This window comes from Mesorhizobium sp. B2-4-3 (assembly GCF_006442815.1).
Lineage (GTDB): Bacteria > Pseudomonadota > Alphaproteobacteria > Rhizobiales > Rhizobiaceae > Mesorhizobium.
This window is the reverse complement of sequence record NZ_VFVL01000008.1, coordinates 77,554-95,548: the sequence shown is the minus strand read 5'-3', so window position 1 is coordinate 95,548 and position 17,995 is coordinate 77,554. Positions and strand designations below refer to the sequence as shown.

Here is a 17,995-nt window from a genome sequence, read left to right as displayed (position 1 = left end):
CTGCACGCTTCGCCATGAACCCAGTTCCGACATCGATGGCGGTGCCGCCGGCGGTGCCGTTCGTGGCGGCGAGTGCGATCGGCAAATCCTACGGAGGAGCGCAGGCGCTGCGCGACGCGGCGCTGTGCGTGCTGCCCGGCGAAGTACACGGGCTGGTCGGCGCCAACGGCGCCGGCAAATCGACGTTGATCCGCATCCTGGCCGGCCTGACCCAGCCGGATACCGGCGAGATCGCCATCGAGGGCAGGCCGGCCAGGATCGCATCGCCGCATGAAGCGAGCGGGCTCGGCATGAGCTTCATCCATCAGGAACTCGCCTTCGTGCCGGACATGACGGTGCTCGAGAACATCATGCTCGGCCTGCCCAAGAAGACGAGGCTCGGCCTGGTCGACTGGGCCGCGATCCAGCGCGACGTCGCGCCGATCGTCGAGCGTGTCGGCATAACCGCGCCGCTCGATGCACCGGCGAAGAGGTTGTCGACGGCCGAGAACTGGCTGATCAGCATCGCCCGAGCCCTGGTGTGGAAGGCGCGCCTCATCGTCATGGACGAGCCGACCGCTTCGCTGTCGGCAGGCGAATGCCGCAAGCTCTTTTCCATCATCCGGGGACTTTCGGCATCGGGCGTGGCGGTGCTCTACGTATCGCACCGGCTGGACGAGATCCTCGATCTGTGCGGCCGCGTCACCGTCTTGCGCGATGGCCGCTCGGTCGCGGTCCTTGATGGTCCCGAACTGACCCGGCGCCGGCTGGTCCAGGCAATCGTCGGCGGGGCGGTCGAGCACCTGCCCAAGGCCCGCGACGCGGCGCCCGGCGAGGTCATCCTGTCGGTGCGGGGCCTGCGCCGCCTGCCGCGCGTGGCGGAGGCGAGCTTCGATCTCCGCCGCGGCGAGGTGCTCGGGCTGGGCGGCCTTGTCGGCGCCGGGCGCAGCGAACTCGCGCGGCTGCTCTACGGCGCGGACCGGCCCGATGCCGGCGGCATGACGATCGAGGGCAGGCCGTTCGCCCCGCGCAGCCCGGCCGGCGCGGTGCGCGCCGGGCTGGGCCTGGTTCCGGAAGAGCGCCGCATGGAAGGGCTGCTGCTGGGCAAATCCATCGCCTTCAACCTCAGCCTCGGCAATCTGACGCCGCTGCTCGCCAGTCCGGTCCTGCCCTTTATCAGCCCGCGCAAGCGCGCGCGGCTGGCGCAAGCGACGATCCACGACCTGTCGATCAAGGCCCGCTCGCCGGAACAGCCGGTCGGGCGGCTCTCCGGCGGCAACCAGCAGAAGGTGGTCATCGGCCGCTGGCTGCGCTCGAAGCCGAAGATCCTCATCCTCGACGAGCCGACACGCGGCGTCGATATCGGCGCACGCGGGGAAATCCATCGGCTCATCCGCGCGCTCGCCCGAGACGGCATGGCCGTGCTCGTCATCTCGTCCGAGCCGGACGAGCTCCCCGATCTGTGCGACCGGGTCCTGGTGATGGCGGAAGGACGCATCGTGCGCGAGCTCGCCGGCGCCGGCCTCACCCGCAGCGCCATCATCGAGGCAAGCTATGCCGCAACCGAGGAAAGGGTTTCCGCATGAATGACGTCGGCTACACGCGACGCCTTTCGCCCAGCACCAGGGCCGCGCTCGGGGTTTTCGCGCGCTACGGCACCATCATCGGCCTGCTGGTGATGATCCTCGTCTTCTCCTTCCTGTCGCCGCACGCCTTTCCGACCTTCAACAATTTCATCAACGTGCTGAGCCAGGCGTCTCTCGCCATGATCATCGCCGGCGGGCTGACCATGGCCGTGATCGTCGGCGAGCTCGACCTCTCGGTCGGCTATGCCGCCAGCCTGCACGGCGTGCTGGTCACCGGGCTGATAGTGGCAAACCACCTGCCGATCCCGGTCGCGGTTGTGATCGAGCTCGCGCTCGGCGCCCTCATCGGCGTCGTCAACGGCGTGATCGTCACCAAGCTCAAGGTCAATTCGGTGATCGCCACGCTCGGTGTCGGCACCGTGCTGGTCGGCCTCTCCTTCGCCTATTCGGCAGGTGTGCCGATCGTCTCCGGCGTGCCGGAATCGTTCCTGCAGCTGGCGCTCGGGCGCTGGCTGTTCGGCATCCCCAACCCGATCATCTTCATGGCGCTGGTGTTCGGCGGCCTGTGGTTGCTGGTCGAGCGCACGGCGATCGGCCAGGAGATCCAGGCGGTCGGCGGCAACCCCGCCGCGGCGCGGCTTGCCGGCATCAATGTAGACCGCATCAAGATCCTCGGCTTCGTGCTTTCCGGCATGTGCGCGGCTCTCACCGGCACCTTGCTTGCCGCCAGGCTCGGCAGCGGCACGACCAACGCCGCCGATTCCTATCTCCTGACCGCCTTCGCCGCCGTCTTCCTCGGATCAGCCACGCTGCGCGACGGCGAGTTCCACATATTGGGCACGTTGATCGGCACGCTCATCATCGTGCTCGGCTTCAACGGACTCAACATCTTCGGCGCGCCGACCTACTCGCAGTTCATGTTCCAGGGCGCCATTCTGATCGTCGCGGTCGGGCTCGCCAGCCTCGGCCGCTCGCTTGCCGAAAGCTGAATTGGAGGAGAATGCCCATGACCGTCCAGCAATCCGCGAAATGGCAAGTCTTCGTGCTGGAATATGCGCGCTCCAAGGAACAGCCCTGGGTCGATCTCATCAGCGGCATGTACAATGACGGCGTGGTCGACCTGCCCTTTTCCTTCGTGCTGGCGCGCAACGGCGAACGCAACGTGCTGGTCGACGCAGGCTTCATGCAGGACGACCACAGCTTCTCGCGGAAGTTCGGCATTCCGACATGGATCTCGCCGGTGCGGATGCTGGCGGCGCTCGACATCGCACCCGACCAGATCAGCGACATCGTGGTCACGCATGCGCATTTCGACCATATGGGCTCGATCGCCGAGTTCCCGCGCGCGCATATCCACATCCAGAAGAGCGAGCTGCTTTCGTGGTACGAGGCGATCGCGCTGCCGAAGCGCTTCGCGCATCTGACCGCAATCATCGATCCCGACAATTTGCGCACCGCCCTCGAAGCCTCGATCGAGCATCGCGTGACGCTCATCGACGGCGACAAGGACAACATACTGCCCGGCATCCATGCGCGGCTTGGCAGCGGCCACACGATCGGCCAACAATTCGTGCTCGTCGACACCGATGCCGGCCGTCGTGTGATCTCCGGCGATTGCGTCTATTCGCGCCGCCAGCTCACCGGGCACAATCATGACGGCGTCTATGTCCCGCTCAACAATGCGGTGGGCAGCGTCTGGGAGCAGCTGAAGACCATCGACAAGATGAATGACGAGCTCGGTGGCGACCTGTCGAAGCTCGTCGTGCTGCACGATGTCGAGCGCTGGAAGGGCCATCCGGTCGTCAAGGAGATCGAGGGCTTCAAGATCGTCCGGCTCACCTGATCATGGGCGGACGTGGCGAGATCAGGCAGGGACGTAGGTCAGCCTGATCACATCCTCGTCGATCCGCTCATGAGCCATGAGGCGCAGCGGCGGCCGGGGTCCGGCGAAATATGGCTTGCCGCGACCAAGCACCACGGGATGCAGGTAGATGCGATACTCATCGATCAAGCCAAGTTCGGTGAGGCTTCGCGCCAGATCCGGGCCGGCGACTGCGATATCGCCGTCACGCTCGGCCTTCAGCTTGCGCATCGCGCCCTCGAGATCATCTTCGACGAGGCTGGCGTTGGGGCCGACCGATTGCAACGAGCGCGAGACGACCTATTTCGGTTGGTTCCGCCACGCCGCCGCGAAGGCCCGTCGCTCGGCATCCCATTCGGGATGCTCGTCGTCCCAGTAGCGCATGGTTTCATACATGCGGCGACCGTAGACACTCCCCGCCTTCCGCCGCACCTCCTCGATGAAGTGGCGGAAGAGCGTAGGGCTTGGCCCGAACTCCGTGTGATCGACGTAGCCGTCCAGCGAATGGTTCATTCCGAAGACGAGCTTGGCCATGCCTGTTCCTCAAATGGCATTCACGCAATCTGATTGCGCTATGCAATCGGTTCAGGTTAGATCGACTGATTTTATTTTGCAATTGGTTTTTGGTGCGCATGAACGCCGATTTGAACCGGTGCCGGGCAGGCTTTGCTCAAGCCACCACCGCCAAGCCCGGCGAAGCACGCAAGCGGGCTATGTCACGTGCCGGCGGTTCTCCAAAATGGCGGCGATATTCGCGGCTGAACTGCGACGGGCTTTCGTAACCCACGCGGAAGGCGGCAGTCGTGGCGTCGATGTCCTGGACCAGCATCAGGCTGCGCGCGTCCTGCAGCCTGAGCTGCTTCTGGAACTGCAGCGGCGTCATCGCCGTCACGGCGCGAAAATGCTCGTGCAGGCTCGACGGACTCATGCCTACTTCCCCGGCAAGCCGCTCGATGCTGAACCGTTCCCGGAAGTTCTTCCCGATCCAGGCGATGGCGCGGCCGACCTGGGCCACCCGACCCTGGCTGGAGGTGATGTTGCGCATCCTGGCGCCGTCCGGACCGGCGAGCAGGCGATAGAGAATTTCCTGCTCGGCAAGCGGCCCGAGCACGGGCAGGGCCGCCGGATCGTCGAGCAGGCGCAGCAGACGTAGCGCCGCGTCGAGCAAACCGGCGCCGGCGTCGGACACCGTCTTGCCTATGGGCGAGGATGGCGCTCCCGGCGGCGACGGCACGCGCAACGCCAACTCCCCCAGCATGACCGGATCGAAATCGAGGTACAGGCAGAGATAGGGCTTGTCAGGCGTTGCCTCGACCACATGGCCTGTCACCGGCAGGTCGTAGGTCACGACCCCATAGCGCCCCGGTGCGTACCGGAACACGCGGTCGCCCAGCGTGACCTCCTTGTGCCCCTGCGCGACGAGGCACAGTTGCGGCCGGTAAACATTCGGCATCGGCATCGTCACCGTGGAGGATCGAACAAGCGTCACGCGTTCGATGAGGGTGGCGTGGAAGCCATCCTTTGAGACGTGCCGGGCAATCACGGCGGCGATTTCGGTCAGTGTTTCCATGAATCTGACCATCGCACGCGCGCGGGCGGGCGGCAATGCGAACCGCAGCTTCTGGAGGATTAGGCAGGAATCACGGCACATCAGGCTAACGGTTCGACGTCGCCGCGCGTCATAGTGTCAGCAGCGCTGGGTCACAGCATACCTGGCCAAGCATGGAGCAAACATATGACAACCAATAATCTGAAGACCCCCACGGTTGCACTGGGCACGTGGGCCTGGGGCGACAGCGGCGAGACTGGCGACGGCTACTTCGGCAGCCTCCTGACTCGGGCTGGCCTGGAAGAGGTCGCGGACAAAGCGCATGCGGCCGGCTTCACCCTGTGGGACACGGCCCTTGTGTACGGCATGGGCCGTTCAGAGACCGTGCTCGGGGAGGTCCTGAAGCGCTACGCCCGCGGCGACTACCAGCTCTCCACGAAATTCACCCCGCAGGCCGCGGGGACCAGCGATGATCCGGTGGCGGACATGCTGGAGCAGAGTCTGGCCCGCCTCGGCACCGACTACATCGACCTCTACTGGATTCACAATCCAGCCGATGTCGCGCGGTGGACCCCGCACCTGGTTCCTTTGCTGAAGAGCGGGAAGGTCAAACATGTCGGCGTCTCGAATCACAACCTGAGCGAAATCGAGCTCGCCAGCCAGATCCTCGGAGGAGCCGGGTTTCGGGTCGAAGCCGTCCAGAATCACTACAGTCTGCTCTACCGCAGCTCTGAGCAAGCTGGCATCCTGGACTACTGCCGCAACCACTGCATCCCGTTCTTCGCCTATATGGTGCTGGAACAGGGCGCCTTGACCGGCAAGTACAGCCCGGAGAACCCGCTGCCGGAAGGCAGCAACCGCGCGGAAAATTACAACGGCATGTTGCCTCAGCTGAAGGCGCTGACGGACAAGCTCGCCTCGATCGGCCAGACGCAGGGTGCAGCAGCGCCCGATGTCGCGACAGCGTGGGCCATCGCCAAGGGCACGACGCCGATCATCGGCGTCACCAAGCCCAACTACATCGATGGCCTGGTCCGAGCCGGCAGCATCACGCTCACCAGCGACGACATCGCAGAGCTGGAAGCTCTGGCCGACGCCGCTAACGTGAACACCCGCGGCTGGTGGGAACAAGAGATGGAAGTCTGAGTCCTCGGACCGCTGCTCATGCAATAGGGCAGGCGACCATCTCGTTCCGCGTGATGATCGCCTGTGACCGAGCATTCGGCCATTTGAAACGGTGAGGTTCGGCTAGTGTTCTGAATTGCGTGCCTAAGGGCGGTTATGGGGCGCGAAGCAGCCTCCTGGCCGGTGATGATTGGCCTGGAGTCGAAAAGGATCAATTGCCGGGTCAGATATAGGCAGTACCGGCGAGTGCCGCTCCAATCCCAACCGTCCCCCGATCAATCAGGTCCAGGAAAATACGACTCGCTTCGTTCGTGTCGCGCTTGCGGCCAAAGAGCTCATGCGCCTGAGTGAAAGCTACGCTCCAAACAGACGCAATCAAGCTGGCGGCGAGATGCGCATCAGGATCGTCGCGCGGGCGGTTGACGGCGTCGGCCAGGACATCTGCCAGCGCGCGGACAAAGTCGTCGCGCATCTGGCGTGCACGCGCCTTGAGGGATTCGCTTGCGAGCGCCGTTTCCACAAACAAGTATGTGCCGCCAAAGAGCGGGTAGGAAGGATGAGGCTGCTCGATCAAGCGATGCGCCAAAGCACCCAACGCTTGAATGGGTGAGGTGCCCGCGTCACGGGTTTGGATGGCCGCGAACGCGACGTCCCTCATCTCCTGCTCCCGATCGAAGAACATGTCCTCCTTGCGGGGAAAGTGGTTGAACACCGTCATTCGCCCTACGTCGGCAGCTTCGGCAATCTCGTCGATTGTCACGTGGTCGAAGCCCCGCTCGAAGAACAGGCGGGTCGCCACATCGGAGATGGTTTGGCGCGTTACCAGTCGCTTTCGCGTTCGCCGCTCTGCAGCCGACTTGGACATACCTTGCTTTCTATACTCAGTATATTTATGTATCGAGTCCATACCATATGGATTCGAAATTGAGGGTTCCATGGCCAATCCGTCAACCTCCGTCTTGGCCCCCGGCCAAGTTGACCAACTTTCGGCGCTGGTCAGCGGCGCAAGCTTCGCCGGCTTGGCAACCGCCTATTGGATGACGAAACTCGGCTATCGCGTGACGGTCATCGAACTTGCCAGCGATTTGCGGCGAGGCGGCACTCCCGTTGATATCGAGGGTGAGACAATAGAGATTCTCTCCCGAATGGGCATGATGGAAGCGGTACGCGCTAAGGCTCTTCCTCCGCGCGACTTCGAGTTCAAGGACGAGGCAGATGCCACCTTGGGCGGGCTGGAGGCAGCCTCCAGGCCTGACGATCTGTCGGCGCGGCGATACGAGATCCACCGGGACGATCTACTCGACATCCTGTTCGGGGCGGTTGATGGCTCCGTCGAAACCCTGTTCGGGCGATCCCTGAACCAATTGGAGGAAGGGCCGGCAGGCGTCACGGTCACCTTCAGCGACGGCTCGAAGGGCGACTACACGCTGGTGTTCGGATGCGATGGCAATCGCTCCAATACCAGACAGCTCGTGTTCGGAGACGCCGACTCTTCGTCCTATTTCATGGGCGGGTACTTCTACCTGCGAGTCGTGCCGGAGACCGGCTTGCTTCCGGCAAACAGGACGCAAGTCTTCAGCGTGCCGGGCCTGACGGCGATGCTGAATGGCTACGACGATCGCACCGACATCGCCCTGGCATTTCGCTCCGATCGCCAGATCGACTACGACTATCGTGACAGGGCACAGCAGCGCCGCCTCATCCGCGGTCACTTCGACGGGATCGGGTGGAAGGTGCCGGCCATGCTCGCTCACGTCGATACGGACGGCGACTTCTACTTCGACCAAGCGAGCCAGATCAGGATGAAGAGCTGGTCGAAGGGGCGCGTCGCGCTGGTTGGTGACGCGGGATATTGCGTTTCTCCCGTCGCCGGCATGGGGGGCTCCATGGCACTGATCGGCGCGGCGCGCCTGGCCGACGCTCTTCGGCGCCATCCGGACGATCATGCCGCCGCGTTCCGGGAATACGAGGACAGGCTTCGCCCCTTTGTGGAAGAGGTGCAGGAGAAAGCAGCCACCGATGGCATGTCGTTCCTGTTTCCGGCGGATGAGCTCGAACTTGCGGAGCGCAACCGTAAGCTCCTCGAGGGGATAATAGATCTGTAAGGCTCTGCATCGCTCTTGAAATTCTGTTCAGTAGGCAACGCGTCCCGCGAGGTATCGAGCGACGGCTTTTGCGAAGCACTCAATGCATGTCGCCCAGAAGTGTGCAGCGATTCTGGGACAACGACATGCACCAAAACAAAGACTTAAAGCGTGTCGCCTGAATCCGTTTCAGCGCGACCCGCTTTAAGTGTCGCTGAGCGTCGCGAATGAGGGCGCATTCCCGCCATACCAGGCCGCACCTATTCTTTTGGCGATCACTCGACCGAAAGCGATTCAAACTTTTCCGCCGCCGAACGCCGCCATTTCTACGCTCTTTTGCGCCCGGCCGGCCTCTGCCAGATACAAGGGTGTACGTTCGGCGGCTATAGCTACTGCGGAGGGTATTTGGCGCGCCCGAAGAGATTCGAACTCCTGACCCCCAGATTCGTAGTCTGGTGCTCTATCCAGCTGAGCTACGGGCGCGCAACAGGCCGTGTTTGACACAAGCCCCACGATCCGGTCGAGACGGCCGGCCGCGATGTGGAGTGTTCCCTAACGACTGAATTTGCGAAAAGCAAGCCGATCCAGCAAAAGTTTTGTCGCAGGCAGTTTTGCCGGCCTTGATCGAGGCGCGCCGCTGCCGACAGGCGGCTCAGCCGGAGGTGGCAACCTCAAGCCGGGCGGCGCAGGCCGTTGCGCGCTTGATCGAGCCGCACAGGCTGGTCGGGGATGGTGACGGCGAAGACCGTGCGGCCGCCGATCGATTCGACGAGCTCGACCGTGCCGCCATGGGCGCGGGTCAATTCGTGCGCGATCGCCAGGCCGAGGCCGGTGCCGCCGCTGCGGGCCGAGCCGCGGAAGGCGGCGAACAGGTTCTCGCGCGCCTTGGGCGGCAGGCCGGGGCCGGTGTCGGTGACGGTGATGCGGCTGACGCTGCCATGGCGCTCGGCCGCGACCGCCAGCCGGCGCACCACCGCGCTTTCGGTGTCGGCGGCCATCGCCTGAATGGAGTTGCGGCAGAGATTGGTGAGCACGCGGAAGAGATGGTCGGAATCGGCGTCGACCTCGAAGGCGAGCTCGACGCCGTTGATGAACTCGATGCCCTCCTCGATGTCGAGCAGGCCGTGCACGTCGTCGACCAGCTGGCGCAGCCTGAGCCGCCGGCGCGACGGCGCCGGCTCCTGGGTGCGGCCATAGTGAAGCACGCCTTCGGAATAGGAGACGGCGCGGTCGAGGGCGCGCAGAAGTTTCGGCGCGAAGGCCTGCACGGTCGGGTCCTTCACCAGGCGCAGGCGATCCGACATCAGCTGCGCGGACGCCAGGATGTTGCGCATGTCGTGGTTGATCTTGGAGACGGCCAGGCCGAGGTCGGCGAGATGCTTCTGCTCCGACAGCATCTTCTGCAGCCGATCCTGCATCTGCGACAGCTCGCGTTCGGCGACCCCGATCTCGTCGGCGCGGTCGGCGGGGCGGATGACGCGGCCGGGATCGTCGGGCGCCTCGGAGAAGGCCAGGATCGAGCGCGTCATGGTGCGGATCGGCCCGATCATGATCAGGTCGATCGCCGCATAGACCAGCATGGCGGTGAACAGCGAAATCAGCAGCGAGACGACGGCGACGTTGCGCGAATATCGAAGCATGGCGTCGCGCAAACGGTAGTCCGGCATGATCAGCTCGAATTCCTTGTCGCTGTCGCCGACCGGGCCGAAGACCCGCAGCATGCGCTTGCCGCCGAAGAACAGCGTGTCGAGCGCGCCGGTCATGCCATTGACCAGGCCGACATTGGCGATATCGATATGCGAGTCGACCTGTGGCGGCATGTCGGCGACCACCAGAAGCCGTGAGACGCCGCCATCGCGCACGGCGATCGCCTTGGCGCCGATCGCCATCAGCACGTCGTTCTGGGCGTTGTGCGACAGCGCGTTGGGCTCGCCCTGCAGGAGCACGATCGACACGGCGGCGGCTGTGCTCAACCGCTCCTTCAGCCAATTGACCCGGTAGCTGGCGATCCAGGGCAGGAAGATCAGGATTTCAGCCAAAAGCACGAAGGCGATGGTGAGGAAGAGAAGCTTGGTCGACAGGCCGCGCGACAGCGGCACCCGGCGCGACGAATTCGCCGCCGCCGGCTGTGCCATCTCGTTCGTGGGCAGAGTTTCACTCGTCATTGACGCGCATTCACAAAGGCTTGATCGGCCAAGATTATGCGATTTGCGGCTTTTTTGCCAATTTCAACCTTGGTCCAGCAAAAAATGCCCTCGGGGCACCCCGGATTGACTTCCAAAAACCTTCTTTCTATAAGCCCGTTCACGCTCGGGTCATTCGTCCCGGCGCGGTTTCGATCGCGCCTAAGCCGGCCCGGCAAAGCTCCTGTTACAGAGTGACAGAATCAAGAAGGGCCGCACCCCGCGGTATTAAAACAAATGAAGCGTACCTACCAACCGTCCAAGCTCGTCCGCAAGCGCCGGCATGGTTTCCGTGCCCGCATGGCCACCAAGGGTGGCCGTGGCGTCGTTGCCGCCCGCCGCAATCGCGGCCGCAAGCGGCTCAGCGCCTGAACGAAAGACGAGATCGTTGCCCGCACCCGGCAAGCCACAGGGGAGGACTCCCGGGCGGCTTCTGAAGCGCGCGGAATTCCTGGCTGTGCGCGGCGGCGAGAAACGCCGCGGACGGCTTTTTCTCGTTGAAGTTCTCGACCGCGGCGATGACCTTGCGCCGCGCATCGGCTACACCGTCACCAAGAAGGTCGGCAACGCCGTGGTGCGCAACCGCGTCCGGCGGCGGCTGAGGGAAGCCGTGCGCCTTCATGCCGCCGATGACATGGCGCCCGGCAATGACTATGTCATCGTCGGGCGTGAAGACGTGCTTGCCATTCCGTTCGGCCTGTTGAAGGCCGAACTCTCCCGCCGGCTGCGCGGAACACGATAGGCCAAGGGCTTCGATGGAAAACAACCGCAATTTCTTCATCACCATCGCGCTGTCGGTGCTGATCCTGACCCTCTGGCAGGTGTTCTACATGAACCCGCGCATGGAGCAGCAGCGCGAGCAGGCCCGCATCGAGCAACAGCGCGTCGAGGCGCAGAAGAAGGAAGCGGGCGGTGCCGCCACTTCCGGCGCGGCCGGAACGCCCGCTCCCACCGCCGGCGCGATCCCCAACGCGCCCGGTGGCGATACGGCGACGGCGGCCAGCCGCGACCAGGCGATTGCCGCGACCAAGCGCGTCAAGATCGACACGCCCAGCCTCGAGGGTTCGATCAACCTGACAGGCGCGCGCCTCGACGACCTGAAGCTCAAGCACTACACCGAGACGGTCGACAAGAACTCGCCCGAGATCCAGCTTCTCAACCCGCAGGCGCTGCCCACCGGCTATTTCGCCGAGATCGGTTTCGTCGGCACCGACAAGACAGGCGCGGTGCCTAATTCGGACACGGTGTGGAGCGTCGAAGGCAATCCGACGCTGACCCCGTCGACGCCGGTGACGCTCACCTACACCAACGACAAGGGCCTGACCTTCAAGCGCACCATCTCGGTCGACGACAACTACATGTTCACCGTTTCCGACACGGTGCAGAATTCGGGAAGCGCAGCCGTCAGCCTGTTCAACTACGGCCGCGTCACGCGCTACGACAAGCCGGCCGTCGCCAGCACCTATGTGCTGCATGAAGGCCTGATCGGCGTCACCGGTTCCGAAGGGCTGACGGAATACAAATACGCGGCCATCGAGAAGGACAAGGAAGTCAAGCCGGGCAAGTCGACAGACGGCTGGCTCGGCATCACCGACAAATACTGGGCCGTCACCCTGGTACCCACCGAAAAGCAGCCCTTCCAGCCGCGCTACGGCTACTTCGAGGACGGGCGCCACCGCTATCAATCCGACTTCCTCACCGATGCGATCAATGTCGATGCCGGCCAGTCCGCGACTGTCGAGACGGAGATTTTCGCCGGCGCCAAGGAAGTCGCCAAGATCAACGCTTATGAGGCTGACCGTCACATTCGCCAGTTCAACCTGTTGATCGACTGGGGCTGGTTCTACTTCATCACCAAGCCGATGTTCTGGCTGATCGACACGCTCTACAAATTCTTCGGCAATTTCGGGCTGGCGATCCTTGCCACCACCGTCGTCGTCAAGGCCATCTTCTTCCCGCTGGCGAACAAATCCTACGCCTCGATGGCGAACATGAAGAAGGTGCAGCCGAAGATGGTCGAGATCCGCGAGAAATACGCGGACGACAAGATGAAGCAGCAGCAGGCGATGATGGAGATCTACAAGACCGAGAAGATCAATCCGCTCGCCGGCTGCTGGCCGGTGGCGCTGCAGATCCCGGTCTTCTTCTCGCTCTACAAGGTGCTCTACATCACCATCGAGATGCGGCACGCGCCGTTCTTCGGCTGGATACACGACCTTGCGTCGCCCGATCCGACGTCGATCTTCAACCTGTTCGGCCTGCTGCCCTTCGCGGCGCCCGCCTTCCTGCCGCATATGGGCGCCTGGGCGGTGGTCATGGGCATCACCATGTTCCTGCAGATGCGCATGAACCCGGCGCCGCCGGACCCGACGCAGGCGGCGATTTTCACCTGGATGCCGGTGATCTTCACCTTCATGATGGGTTCGTTCCCGGCCGGCCTCGTCATCTACTGGGCCTGGAACAACACGCTGTCGATCCTGCAGCAGGGCGTGATCATGAAACGCCAGGGCGCCAAGATCGAATTGTGGGACAATCTGGCGGCGCTGTTCCGCAAGAAACCATCGCCGGCGGAATAGAAGGCGCCTCGCCAACGCAGAACCCCGGCTTCGGCCGGGGTTTTTTGTTGGAGATGCCGACGGGACAACGCCAACATTCGCGATTGGCCGCGGCTTAGCTTACATCCCGGTCGTCATTCTAGGGCGGAGCAAGGAGCGGAGCGACGCGCGCAGACCCTGGAATCCATGCCGTTACGCCAAGGCGTTGCAACGGTTACAGAATTCTGCACCGCCGTGCCCTACGGCAACGGTCACGGCATGGATCCTCGGGTCAAGCCCGAGGATGACGACGTCACGGGGGTGACGGCCAATCTCCAACGTCGGCGCCAGTAGCGCCCGCGCCAACCTTCGCGATTTGCCGTGGCCCTCTTCCCGCTCGTCATTCCAGGGCGGAGCAAGGAGCGAAGCGACGCGCGCAGACCCTGGAATCCATGCCGTTACGCCAAGGCGTTGCAACGGTTACAGAATTCTGCACCGCCACACTCCGCGGCAGAGGTCATGGAATGGATCCTCGGGTCAAGCCCGAGTATGACGACATCGCGGGGGCCGGATGGCCGAGCTGGGCGGACGCCTCACTCCATAACAGCGCTGTGGTCAACCTTGGCCGGCGTGCCCGGCTTGCGCAGCAGAAGCACCAGCGGGATGGCGGCCAAGGACAGGATCATCATCAGCTTGAAGTCGTCGACATAGGAGATGATCGTCGCCTGCAGCGTCACCAGGCCGTCGAGCGCGGCGCGGCCGGCGGCGGTATAAGGGTTCAACGCCTGCGAGACCGCCGGATCGCTGAATGCAGGATTGTACGGCGTCACATAGGTGGCGATGTTGGCGTGGTTGATCTGCTGGTTCTGCGTCAACAGCGCCGTGACCACCGAGATGCCGACGCTGGAGCCGATGTTGCGCGACAGATTGTAGAGGCCGGTGCCTTCAGAGCGCCGCTCCGGCGCCAGCGTCGCGAAAGTGATGGTGGTGAGCGGCACGAACAGGAAGCCCAGGCCGGCGCCCTGGATGAAGCCGGTGCTGATGATCGTCCATTGCGAGACGGCCGGCGTCCACCCGGTCATGTCGTACATCGCCCAGGCGGTGATCGCGAGGCCGATGAACAGCAGCCAGCGCGTGTCGACCTTGCCGACCAGCCTGCCGACGATGAACATGCAGGCCATGGTGCCGAGGCCGCGCGGCCCCATGACGATGCCGGCCGTCACCACCGGATAACCCATCAGCGTCTGCAGGTAAGGCGTCATCAGCGCCAGCGAGGCGAGATAGGTGATGCCGATGATGAAGATGAACACCATGCCGACGGCGAAGTTGCGGTCGAGGAACAGCCGCGGGTTCACGAAGGTGTCGCGCGCGGTGAAAGTATGGACGATGAAGATGTAGAAGGCCGAGGCGCAGACCAGGGCCTCGACGATGATCTCGGCCGAGGAGAACCAGTTGAGCTGCTCGCCGCGGTCGAGGAACATCTGCAGCGAGGCGATGGCGATCGAGAGCATGCCGAAGCCCAGCCAGTCGAGCCTGGCCTTGAGGTCGAGCTTGGTTTCCTGGACGAACATCGAGACGCCCATAAAGGCCAGCGCGCCGATCGGCACGTTGATGTAGAACACCCAGCGCCAGGAGACGTTCTCCGTCAGCCAGCCGCCGATGACCGGGCCGAGCACAGGGCCGACCATGACCGAGACGCCGAACAGCGCCATGGCCGAGCCGCGCTCCTCGACGCTGTAGATGTCGAGCAGGATCGACTGCGACAGCGGCACCAGTGCTGCGCCGAACAGGCCCTGCAGCAGGCGGAAGCCGACGATCTGCGGCAGCGACTGGGCGAAACCGCACAGCACCGAGGCGACCACGAAGCCGGTGATCGCCACCAAAAGGATGCGCTTGCGGCCGAAGCGATTGGCGAGATAGCCGGACGGCGGCGTCATCACGGCGGCGGCGACGATATAGGAGGTGAGCACCCAGTTGATCTGGTCGGCGCTCGCCGAGACGCTGCCCTGGATATAAGGCAGCGCCACATTGGCGATGGTGGTGTCCAGCGCCTGCATGATGACCGCCAGGATCACGCAAGCGGTGATGGCGCCGCGATTGGCGACCACGGGCGCGCCTGTCGCGGAAGCCGTGGTCATGACTTCGACCCGGATTGCTTGAAGAGGTTGGCGATGAAATCGGGCAGGCCGCGGGCGTGGCCGGTGTCGATGCTGACGACGGCGCTCATGCCGCCGCGCAGCGGCGGCTTGCCGTCCGGATCGTCGATCGTCACCCGCATCGGGATGCGCTGCACGACCTTGACCCAGTTGCCGCTCGTATTCTGCGCCGGCAGCAGCGAGAAGCTCGACGAGGATGCAGGGCTGATCGAGCCGACGGTGCCGTGCCAGACCTCGCCCGGATAGCCGTCGATGCCGATCGTCGCCGTCTGGCCGGGACGCACATAGGTGAGCTCGGTTTCCTTGGGCTCGGCCGCGATCCAGATGTCGGTCGACGACACCAGGCTGAAGGCCGGCTGCGATGCCGGCAGGTACTTGCCGACCTGCAGCGCGTCGACATTGGTGACGATGCCGTCGAACGGCGCCTTGACGACGGCATCGTTGAGGTTGCGCTGCGCGTCGTCCACCGCCGACTGGGCCTGGAGATAGAACGGGTTCCGCTCAACCGGCTGGGCGGCGTCGCCGCCGAGTTGGGCGAGCATCGCCTGCGCCTGCGCCTTGGCGACGGTCACCTTCTGGCGGGCCGCGACGAGATCGTGCTGGGCGCTGTCGAAGGTCGCCTTGGAAGCGGTCGAGGTCTTGAGCAGGTCCTGCTGACGCTGGAAGGCCGACTCGTAATAGGGGATGTCGGCCTGCGCCTGGTCGATCGACGCGAGCGACTGCTGGTAGCTCGCCTGCAGCGTCAGCACCTGGTTGCGCACGGTGCCGAGCTGCGCCTTGGCGCCCGCGAGCGCGGTTTCGAAGGAGGCGGGCCGCAGCCGGAACAGCACATCGCCCTTCTTCACCGCCTGGTTGTCATGCACGTCGATCTCCTGCACGGTGCCGGAGACGTCGGTCGAGACGCCGAGCGATTGCGCCTGGATATAGGCGTTGTCGGTGGTCATGACCTGGCCGCCGACGACGTAGTAATAGCCGCCGGCCACCAGCGCGACCGGGAGCAGCGCAAACAGGATCGGCCGCGTCAGGCTGCGGCGCGGCTTTACGGGAGTGGGCGGAGCCACCGTGACGGCTGCCGGCTTCGGCTGGGCCGAGGGAGCCTCGGCTACCGGCTCCGGCGCCACGGGCTCTTCCAGCTCGTCGTCTTCGACGACAGGCGGGTTGGCGCGCCTCTGTTCGCGCTGGCTGTCCAGGATGATGACCTGGTCGCTTACTCTTTCGCTTTCCTCGTCGGTGGGCTTTCTGGGTGAGGTTCCTTCAGACATGGACTTTCTCCCGGTCGACGGCCGGCTGGGCGCAGGCCTCGAGCAGATTGGATTTGATCAGGCAAAGGGTTTGCAGCAGTTGCTGCTGCGCGTCCGAGGACAGGCCGGTAAAGGCCTCCTCGCGCGTCTTCTGGCCGTTGCCGCGCATCACTTCGATGAGCGGATGGGCCTTCGGGGTCAGATAGAGAAGCCACGCCCGGCGGTCGGCCGGATTGGGCCGACGCTCGATGAAGCCGCGCGCCTGCATCTTGTCGAGCAGCCTTGCGAGCGTGATCGGCATGATCTCGATGAGGTCGGCCAGCTTGCTCTGGTGGATGCCCTCATGCAGCGAAAGATACGCCAGCACCTGCCACTGCGCGCGGGTCAGGCCAAAAGCGCGCGACCGTTGCTCGAACCGCTTCCTGAGCAGGCGCGCGACATCGTGCAACGCGAAGCTGATATTGGGCGAGGTGGACATGGGAGGACTTCGGAGACTGCGTACAAACTTTCGTGAGCATGCTTATTATCATCATGCACATAATCCTGGTGGACGCGGAGCGCAAGACCGACTAAGGCGCTTGGTAAAAATATCGCATAGGCCAGAACCGGGCCGGACCGGCCTGGTTCGCGGCAAGGACAAGACGATGAACCGGCTCAAGATCATCATGCTGGCGCTGCTGGCGGGATATGCTTTTCCAGCCGCCGCGAAGGACGCGGTGAGCTGCGGCGGAGCGGCGATGCTGGGTGGCGCGCAGCTCAATTGCAGCCACGTGCAACCCAAGGCGCCGCCGCAATTCTGCACCTTCAGCTGGACGCTGCACACGACGACCGGCGAGCAGAAAATCGTCGAAGGCAGCTTTTCGCTGCCGCCCGGAGCCTCGAACGTCCAGGTCTATCAGGGCAGCGGTTTCGACAGCGCCCTTTCCAACCCGATCGTGATATGCCGCGGCAACCATTGAACGGTTGGCGCTATGGAACGGATCACGTTAGTTTGATCGCGCGCGAACCGCGCCGGCCGCGCCGGAACATGCCTGCGACCATGGAGGGACCGCGATGACCGGACCCAATCCCAACGTCAAGCATCCGATTGCGATGCATCCGCGCGTCGGTTTCCTGAAGGGATTGGTGACGTCGCCCAACATCGAGATCGGCGACTTCACCTACTATGACGACCCCGACGGCCCCGACAAATTCGCCGAGAAATGCGTGCTGCACCACTACGACTTCATCGGCGACCGGCTGGTGATCGGCAAGTTCTGCGCCATCGCCGAGGGCGCGCGCTTCATCATGAACGGAGCCAACCACGCCATGTCCGGCTTCTCGACCTATCCGTTCAACATCTTCGGCCATGGCTGGGAGGAGGGTTTCGACCCGCGGACATGGTCGAACGAGATCCGCGGCGACACCGTCATCGGCAATGACGTGTGGATCGGCATGGACGCGGTGGTCATGCCGGGCGTCAAGATCGGCGACGGCGCCATCGTCGCCGCGAAATCGGTTGTCACGCACGACGTGCCGCCTTATGCGATCGTCGCCGGCAATGCGGCCAAGGTGGTGAAGATGCGCTTCGATGAATTCACGGTGCGGCGGCTTTTGAAGGCAGCATGGTGGGACTGGCCGGTCGACAAGATCAGCCGCAACCTCAATGCCATCCGCGGCGCCGACATTTCCATGCTGGAGGCAGCGGTTTGAACGCG

16 protein-coding genes, 1 tRNA gene and 1 pseudogene are annotated in these 17,995 nt (G+C 64.0%); 10 read left to right on the top strand and 8 right to left on the bottom strand.

From position 1 onward, the window contains the following. Nucleotides 1-14 precede the first annotated feature (14 nt). Genes FJ956_RS10880 through FJ956_RS10870 form a run of 3 tightly spaced genes read left to right on the top strand, consistent with a single transcriptional unit; the run spans nucleotide 15 to nucleotide 3,408 of the window. The gene (locus tag FJ956_RS10880; RefSeq protein WP_140681447.1) at nucleotides 15-1,565 is read left to right on the top strand and encodes a sugar ABC transporter ATP-binding protein; all 1,551 of its coding nucleotides are present in this window, start codon (nucleotides 15-17) and stop codon (nucleotides 1,563-1,565) included. Then, nucleotides 1,562-2,554 carry an ABC transporter permease gene (locus FJ956_RS10875; protein WP_140681449.1) on the top strand — a complete coding sequence of 331 codons (993 nt, stop codon included), beginning with the start codon at nucleotides 1,562-1,564 and terminating at the stop codon, nucleotides 2,552-2,554. The genes FJ956_RS10880 and FJ956_RS10875 overlap by 4 nt, the downstream gene beginning before the upstream one ends. A 17-nt stretch (nucleotides 2,555-2,571) precedes the next feature. After that, complete coding sequence (locus FJ956_RS10870; RefSeq protein WP_140681451.1) at nucleotides 2,572-3,408, top strand: N-acyl homoserine lactonase family protein; 837 nt, start codon at nucleotides 2,572-2,574, stop codon at nucleotides 3,406-3,408. Between the two features lie 21 nt (nucleotides 3,409-3,429). Here FJ956_RS10870 and FJ956_RS10865 read toward each other — a convergent pair. Further along, nucleotides 3,430-3,960: pseudogene (locus FJ956_RS10865) on the bottom strand (dihydrofolate reductase family protein). A gap of 136 nt (nucleotides 3,961-4,096) precedes the next feature. Continuing rightward, the gene (locus FJ956_RS10860) at nucleotides 4,097-4,996 is read right to left on the bottom strand and encodes an AraC family transcriptional regulator (protein WP_140681453.1); all 900 of its coding nucleotides are present in this window, start codon (nucleotides 4,994-4,996) and stop codon (nucleotides 4,097-4,099) included. Nucleotides 4,997-5,161: 165 nt separating this feature from the next. On the opposite strand from FJ956_RS10860, the gene FJ956_RS10855 reads away from it, so the two are divergent. Next, nucleotides 5,162-6,121, top strand: coding sequence for an aldo/keto reductase (locus FJ956_RS10855; protein ID WP_140681455.1), 960 nt, complete (start codon nucleotides 5,162-5,164; stop codon nucleotides 6,119-6,121). A gap of 202 nt (nucleotides 6,122-6,323) precedes the next feature. On the opposite strand, the gene FJ956_RS10850 is transcribed toward FJ956_RS10855, so the two are convergent. Continuing rightward, a complete protein-coding gene (locus FJ956_RS10850) occupies nucleotides 6,324-6,965 on the bottom strand; it encodes a TetR/AcrR family transcriptional regulator (protein WP_140681457.1) in 642 nt (213 codons plus the stop codon). Between the two features lie 70 nt (nucleotides 6,966-7,035). On the opposite strand from FJ956_RS10850, the gene FJ956_RS10845 reads away from it, so the two are divergent. Next, nucleotides 7,036-8,205 (top strand): FAD-dependent monooxygenase, encoded by a 1,170-nt coding sequence (locus tag FJ956_RS10845; protein ID WP_181170308.1) that lies wholly within the window; start codon nucleotides 7,036-7,038, stop codon nucleotides 8,203-8,205. Between the two features lie 385 nt (nucleotides 8,206-8,590). Here the strand turns inward: FJ956_RS10845 and FJ956_RS10835 are convergent. Then, nucleotides 8,591-8,667, bottom strand: a tRNA-Arg gene (locus FJ956_RS10835). 188 nt (nucleotides 8,668-8,855) lie between these two features. Then, nucleotides 8,856-10,319, bottom strand: coding sequence for a HAMP domain-containing sensor histidine kinase (locus FJ956_RS10830; RefSeq protein ID WP_181170312.1), 1,464 nt, complete (start codon nucleotides 10,317-10,319; stop codon nucleotides 8,856-8,858). A gap of 285 nt (nucleotides 10,320-10,604) precedes the next feature. Between FJ956_RS10830 and rpmH the strand changes: the two genes are divergently transcribed. Genes rpmH through yidC form a run of 3 tightly spaced genes read left to right on the top strand, consistent with a single transcriptional unit; the run spans nucleotide 10,605 to nucleotide 12,943 of the window. Beyond that, nucleotides 10,605-10,739 carry a 50S ribosomal protein L34 gene (gene rpmH / locus FJ956_RS10825; protein WP_008833937.1) on the top strand — a complete coding sequence of 45 codons (135 nt, stop codon included), beginning with the start codon at nucleotides 10,605-10,607 and terminating at the stop codon, nucleotides 10,737-10,739. 16 nt (nucleotides 10,740-10,755) lie between these two features. Next, nucleotides 10,756-11,109 carry a ribonuclease P protein component gene (rnpA, locus tag FJ956_RS10820; RefSeq protein WP_140681463.1) on the top strand — a complete coding sequence of 118 codons (354 nt, stop codon included), beginning with the start codon at nucleotides 10,756-10,758 and terminating at the stop codon, nucleotides 11,107-11,109. A gap of 13 nt (nucleotides 11,110-11,122) precedes the next feature. Continuing rightward, nucleotides 11,123-12,943, top strand: a complete 1,821-nt coding sequence (gene yidC, locus FJ956_RS10815; RefSeq protein ID WP_140681465.1) for a membrane protein insertase YidC — start codon at nucleotides 11,123-11,125, stop codon at nucleotides 12,941-12,943. A 551-nt stretch (nucleotides 12,944-13,494) separates the two neighbouring features. Here yidC and FJ956_RS10810 read toward each other — a convergent pair. Genes FJ956_RS10810 through FJ956_RS10800 form a run of 3 tightly spaced genes read right to left on the bottom strand, consistent with a single transcriptional unit; the run spans nucleotide 13,495 to nucleotide 16,776 of the window. Then, nucleotides 13,495-15,039, bottom strand: a complete 1,545-nt coding sequence (locus FJ956_RS10810; protein ID WP_140681467.1) for a DHA2 family efflux MFS transporter permease subunit — start codon at nucleotides 15,037-15,039, stop codon at nucleotides 13,495-13,497. Next, complete coding sequence (locus FJ956_RS10805; protein WP_140681469.1) at nucleotides 15,036-16,319, bottom strand: HlyD family secretion protein; 1,284 nt, start codon at nucleotides 16,317-16,319, stop codon at nucleotides 15,036-15,038. The genes FJ956_RS10810 and FJ956_RS10805 overlap by 4 nt, the downstream gene beginning before the upstream one ends. Further along, complete coding sequence (locus FJ956_RS10800; protein ID WP_140681471.1) at nucleotides 16,312-16,776, bottom strand: MarR family transcriptional regulator; 465 nt, start codon at nucleotides 16,774-16,776, stop codon at nucleotides 16,312-16,314. The genes FJ956_RS10805 and FJ956_RS10800 overlap by 8 nt, the downstream gene beginning before the upstream one ends. A 166-nt stretch (nucleotides 16,777-16,942) precedes the next feature. Between FJ956_RS10800 and FJ956_RS10795 the strand changes: the two genes are divergently transcribed. Both FJ956_RS10795 and FJ956_RS10790 read left to right on the top strand, forming a co-directional pair. Continuing rightward, a complete protein-coding gene (locus FJ956_RS10795; protein WP_140681473.1) occupies nucleotides 16,943-17,257 on the top strand; it encodes a hypothetical protein in 315 nt (104 codons plus the stop codon). A gap of 94 nt (nucleotides 17,258-17,351) precedes the next feature. After that, nucleotides 17,352-17,990 (top strand): CatB-related O-acetyltransferase, encoded by a 639-nt coding sequence (locus FJ956_RS10790; RefSeq protein WP_140681474.1) that lies wholly within the window; start codon nucleotides 17,352-17,354, stop codon nucleotides 17,988-17,990. The last annotated feature ends 5 nt before the right edge of the window (nucleotides 17,991-17,995 follow it).

Excerpts from the sequence above, each read along its gene's own strand:
- FJ956_RS10875 (WP_140681449.1), top strand. The coding sequence starts at position 1,562 with ATGAATGACGTCGGCTACACGCGACGCCTTTCGCCCAGCACCAGGGCC.
- FJ956_RS10790 (WP_140681474.1), top strand. The coding sequence starts at position 17,352 with ATGACCGGACCCAATCCCAACGTCAAGCATCCGATTGCGATGCATCCG.
- FJ956_RS10870 (WP_140681451.1), top strand. The coding sequence starts at position 2,572 with ATGACCGTCCAGCAATCCGCGAAATGGCAAGTCTTCGTGCTGGAATAT.
- FJ956_RS10845 (WP_181170308.1), top strand. The coding sequence starts at position 7,036 with ATGGCCAATCCGTCAACCTCCGTCTTGGCCCCCGGCCAAGTTGACCAA.
- FJ956_RS10810 (WP_140681467.1), bottom strand. The coding sequence starts at position 15,039 with ATGACCACGGCTTCCGCGACAGGCGCGCCCGTGGTCGCCAATCGCGGC.
- FJ956_RS10850 (WP_140681457.1), bottom strand. The coding sequence starts at position 6,965 with ATGTCCAAGTCGGCTGCAGAGCGGCGAACGCGAAAGCGACTGGTAACG.
- FJ956_RS10800 (WP_140681471.1), bottom strand. The coding sequence starts at position 16,776 with ATGTCCACCTCGCCCAATATCAGCTTCGCGTTGCACGATGTCGCGCGC.
- yidC (WP_140681465.1), top strand. The coding sequence starts at position 11,123 with ATGGAAAACAACCGCAATTTCTTCATCACCATCGCGCTGTCGGTGCTG.
- FJ956_RS10830 (WP_181170312.1), bottom strand. The coding sequence starts at position 10,319 with ATGGCACAGCCGGCGGCGGCGAATTCGTCGCGCCGGGTGCCGCTGTCG.
- FJ956_RS10795 (WP_140681473.1), top strand. The coding sequence starts at position 16,943 with ATGAACCGGCTCAAGATCATCATGCTGGCGCTGCTGGCGGGATATGCT.
- FJ956_RS10855 (WP_140681455.1), top strand. The coding sequence starts at position 5,162 with ATGACAACCAATAATCTGAAGACCCCCACGGTTGCACTGGGCACGTGG.
- rpmH (WP_008833937.1), top strand. The coding sequence starts at position 10,605 with ATGAAGCGTACCTACCAACCGTCCAAGCTCGTCCGCAAGCGCCGGCAT.
- FJ956_RS10880 (WP_140681447.1), top strand. The coding sequence starts at position 15 with ATGAACCCAGTTCCGACATCGATGGCGGTGCCGCCGGCGGTGCCGTTC.
- FJ956_RS10860 (WP_140681453.1), bottom strand. The coding sequence starts at position 4,996 with ATGGAAACACTGACCGAAATCGCCGCCGTGATTGCCCGGCACGTCTCA.
- FJ956_RS10805 (WP_140681469.1), bottom strand. The coding sequence starts at position 16,319 with ATGTCTGAAGGAACCTCACCCAGAAAGCCCACCGACGAGGAAAGCGAA.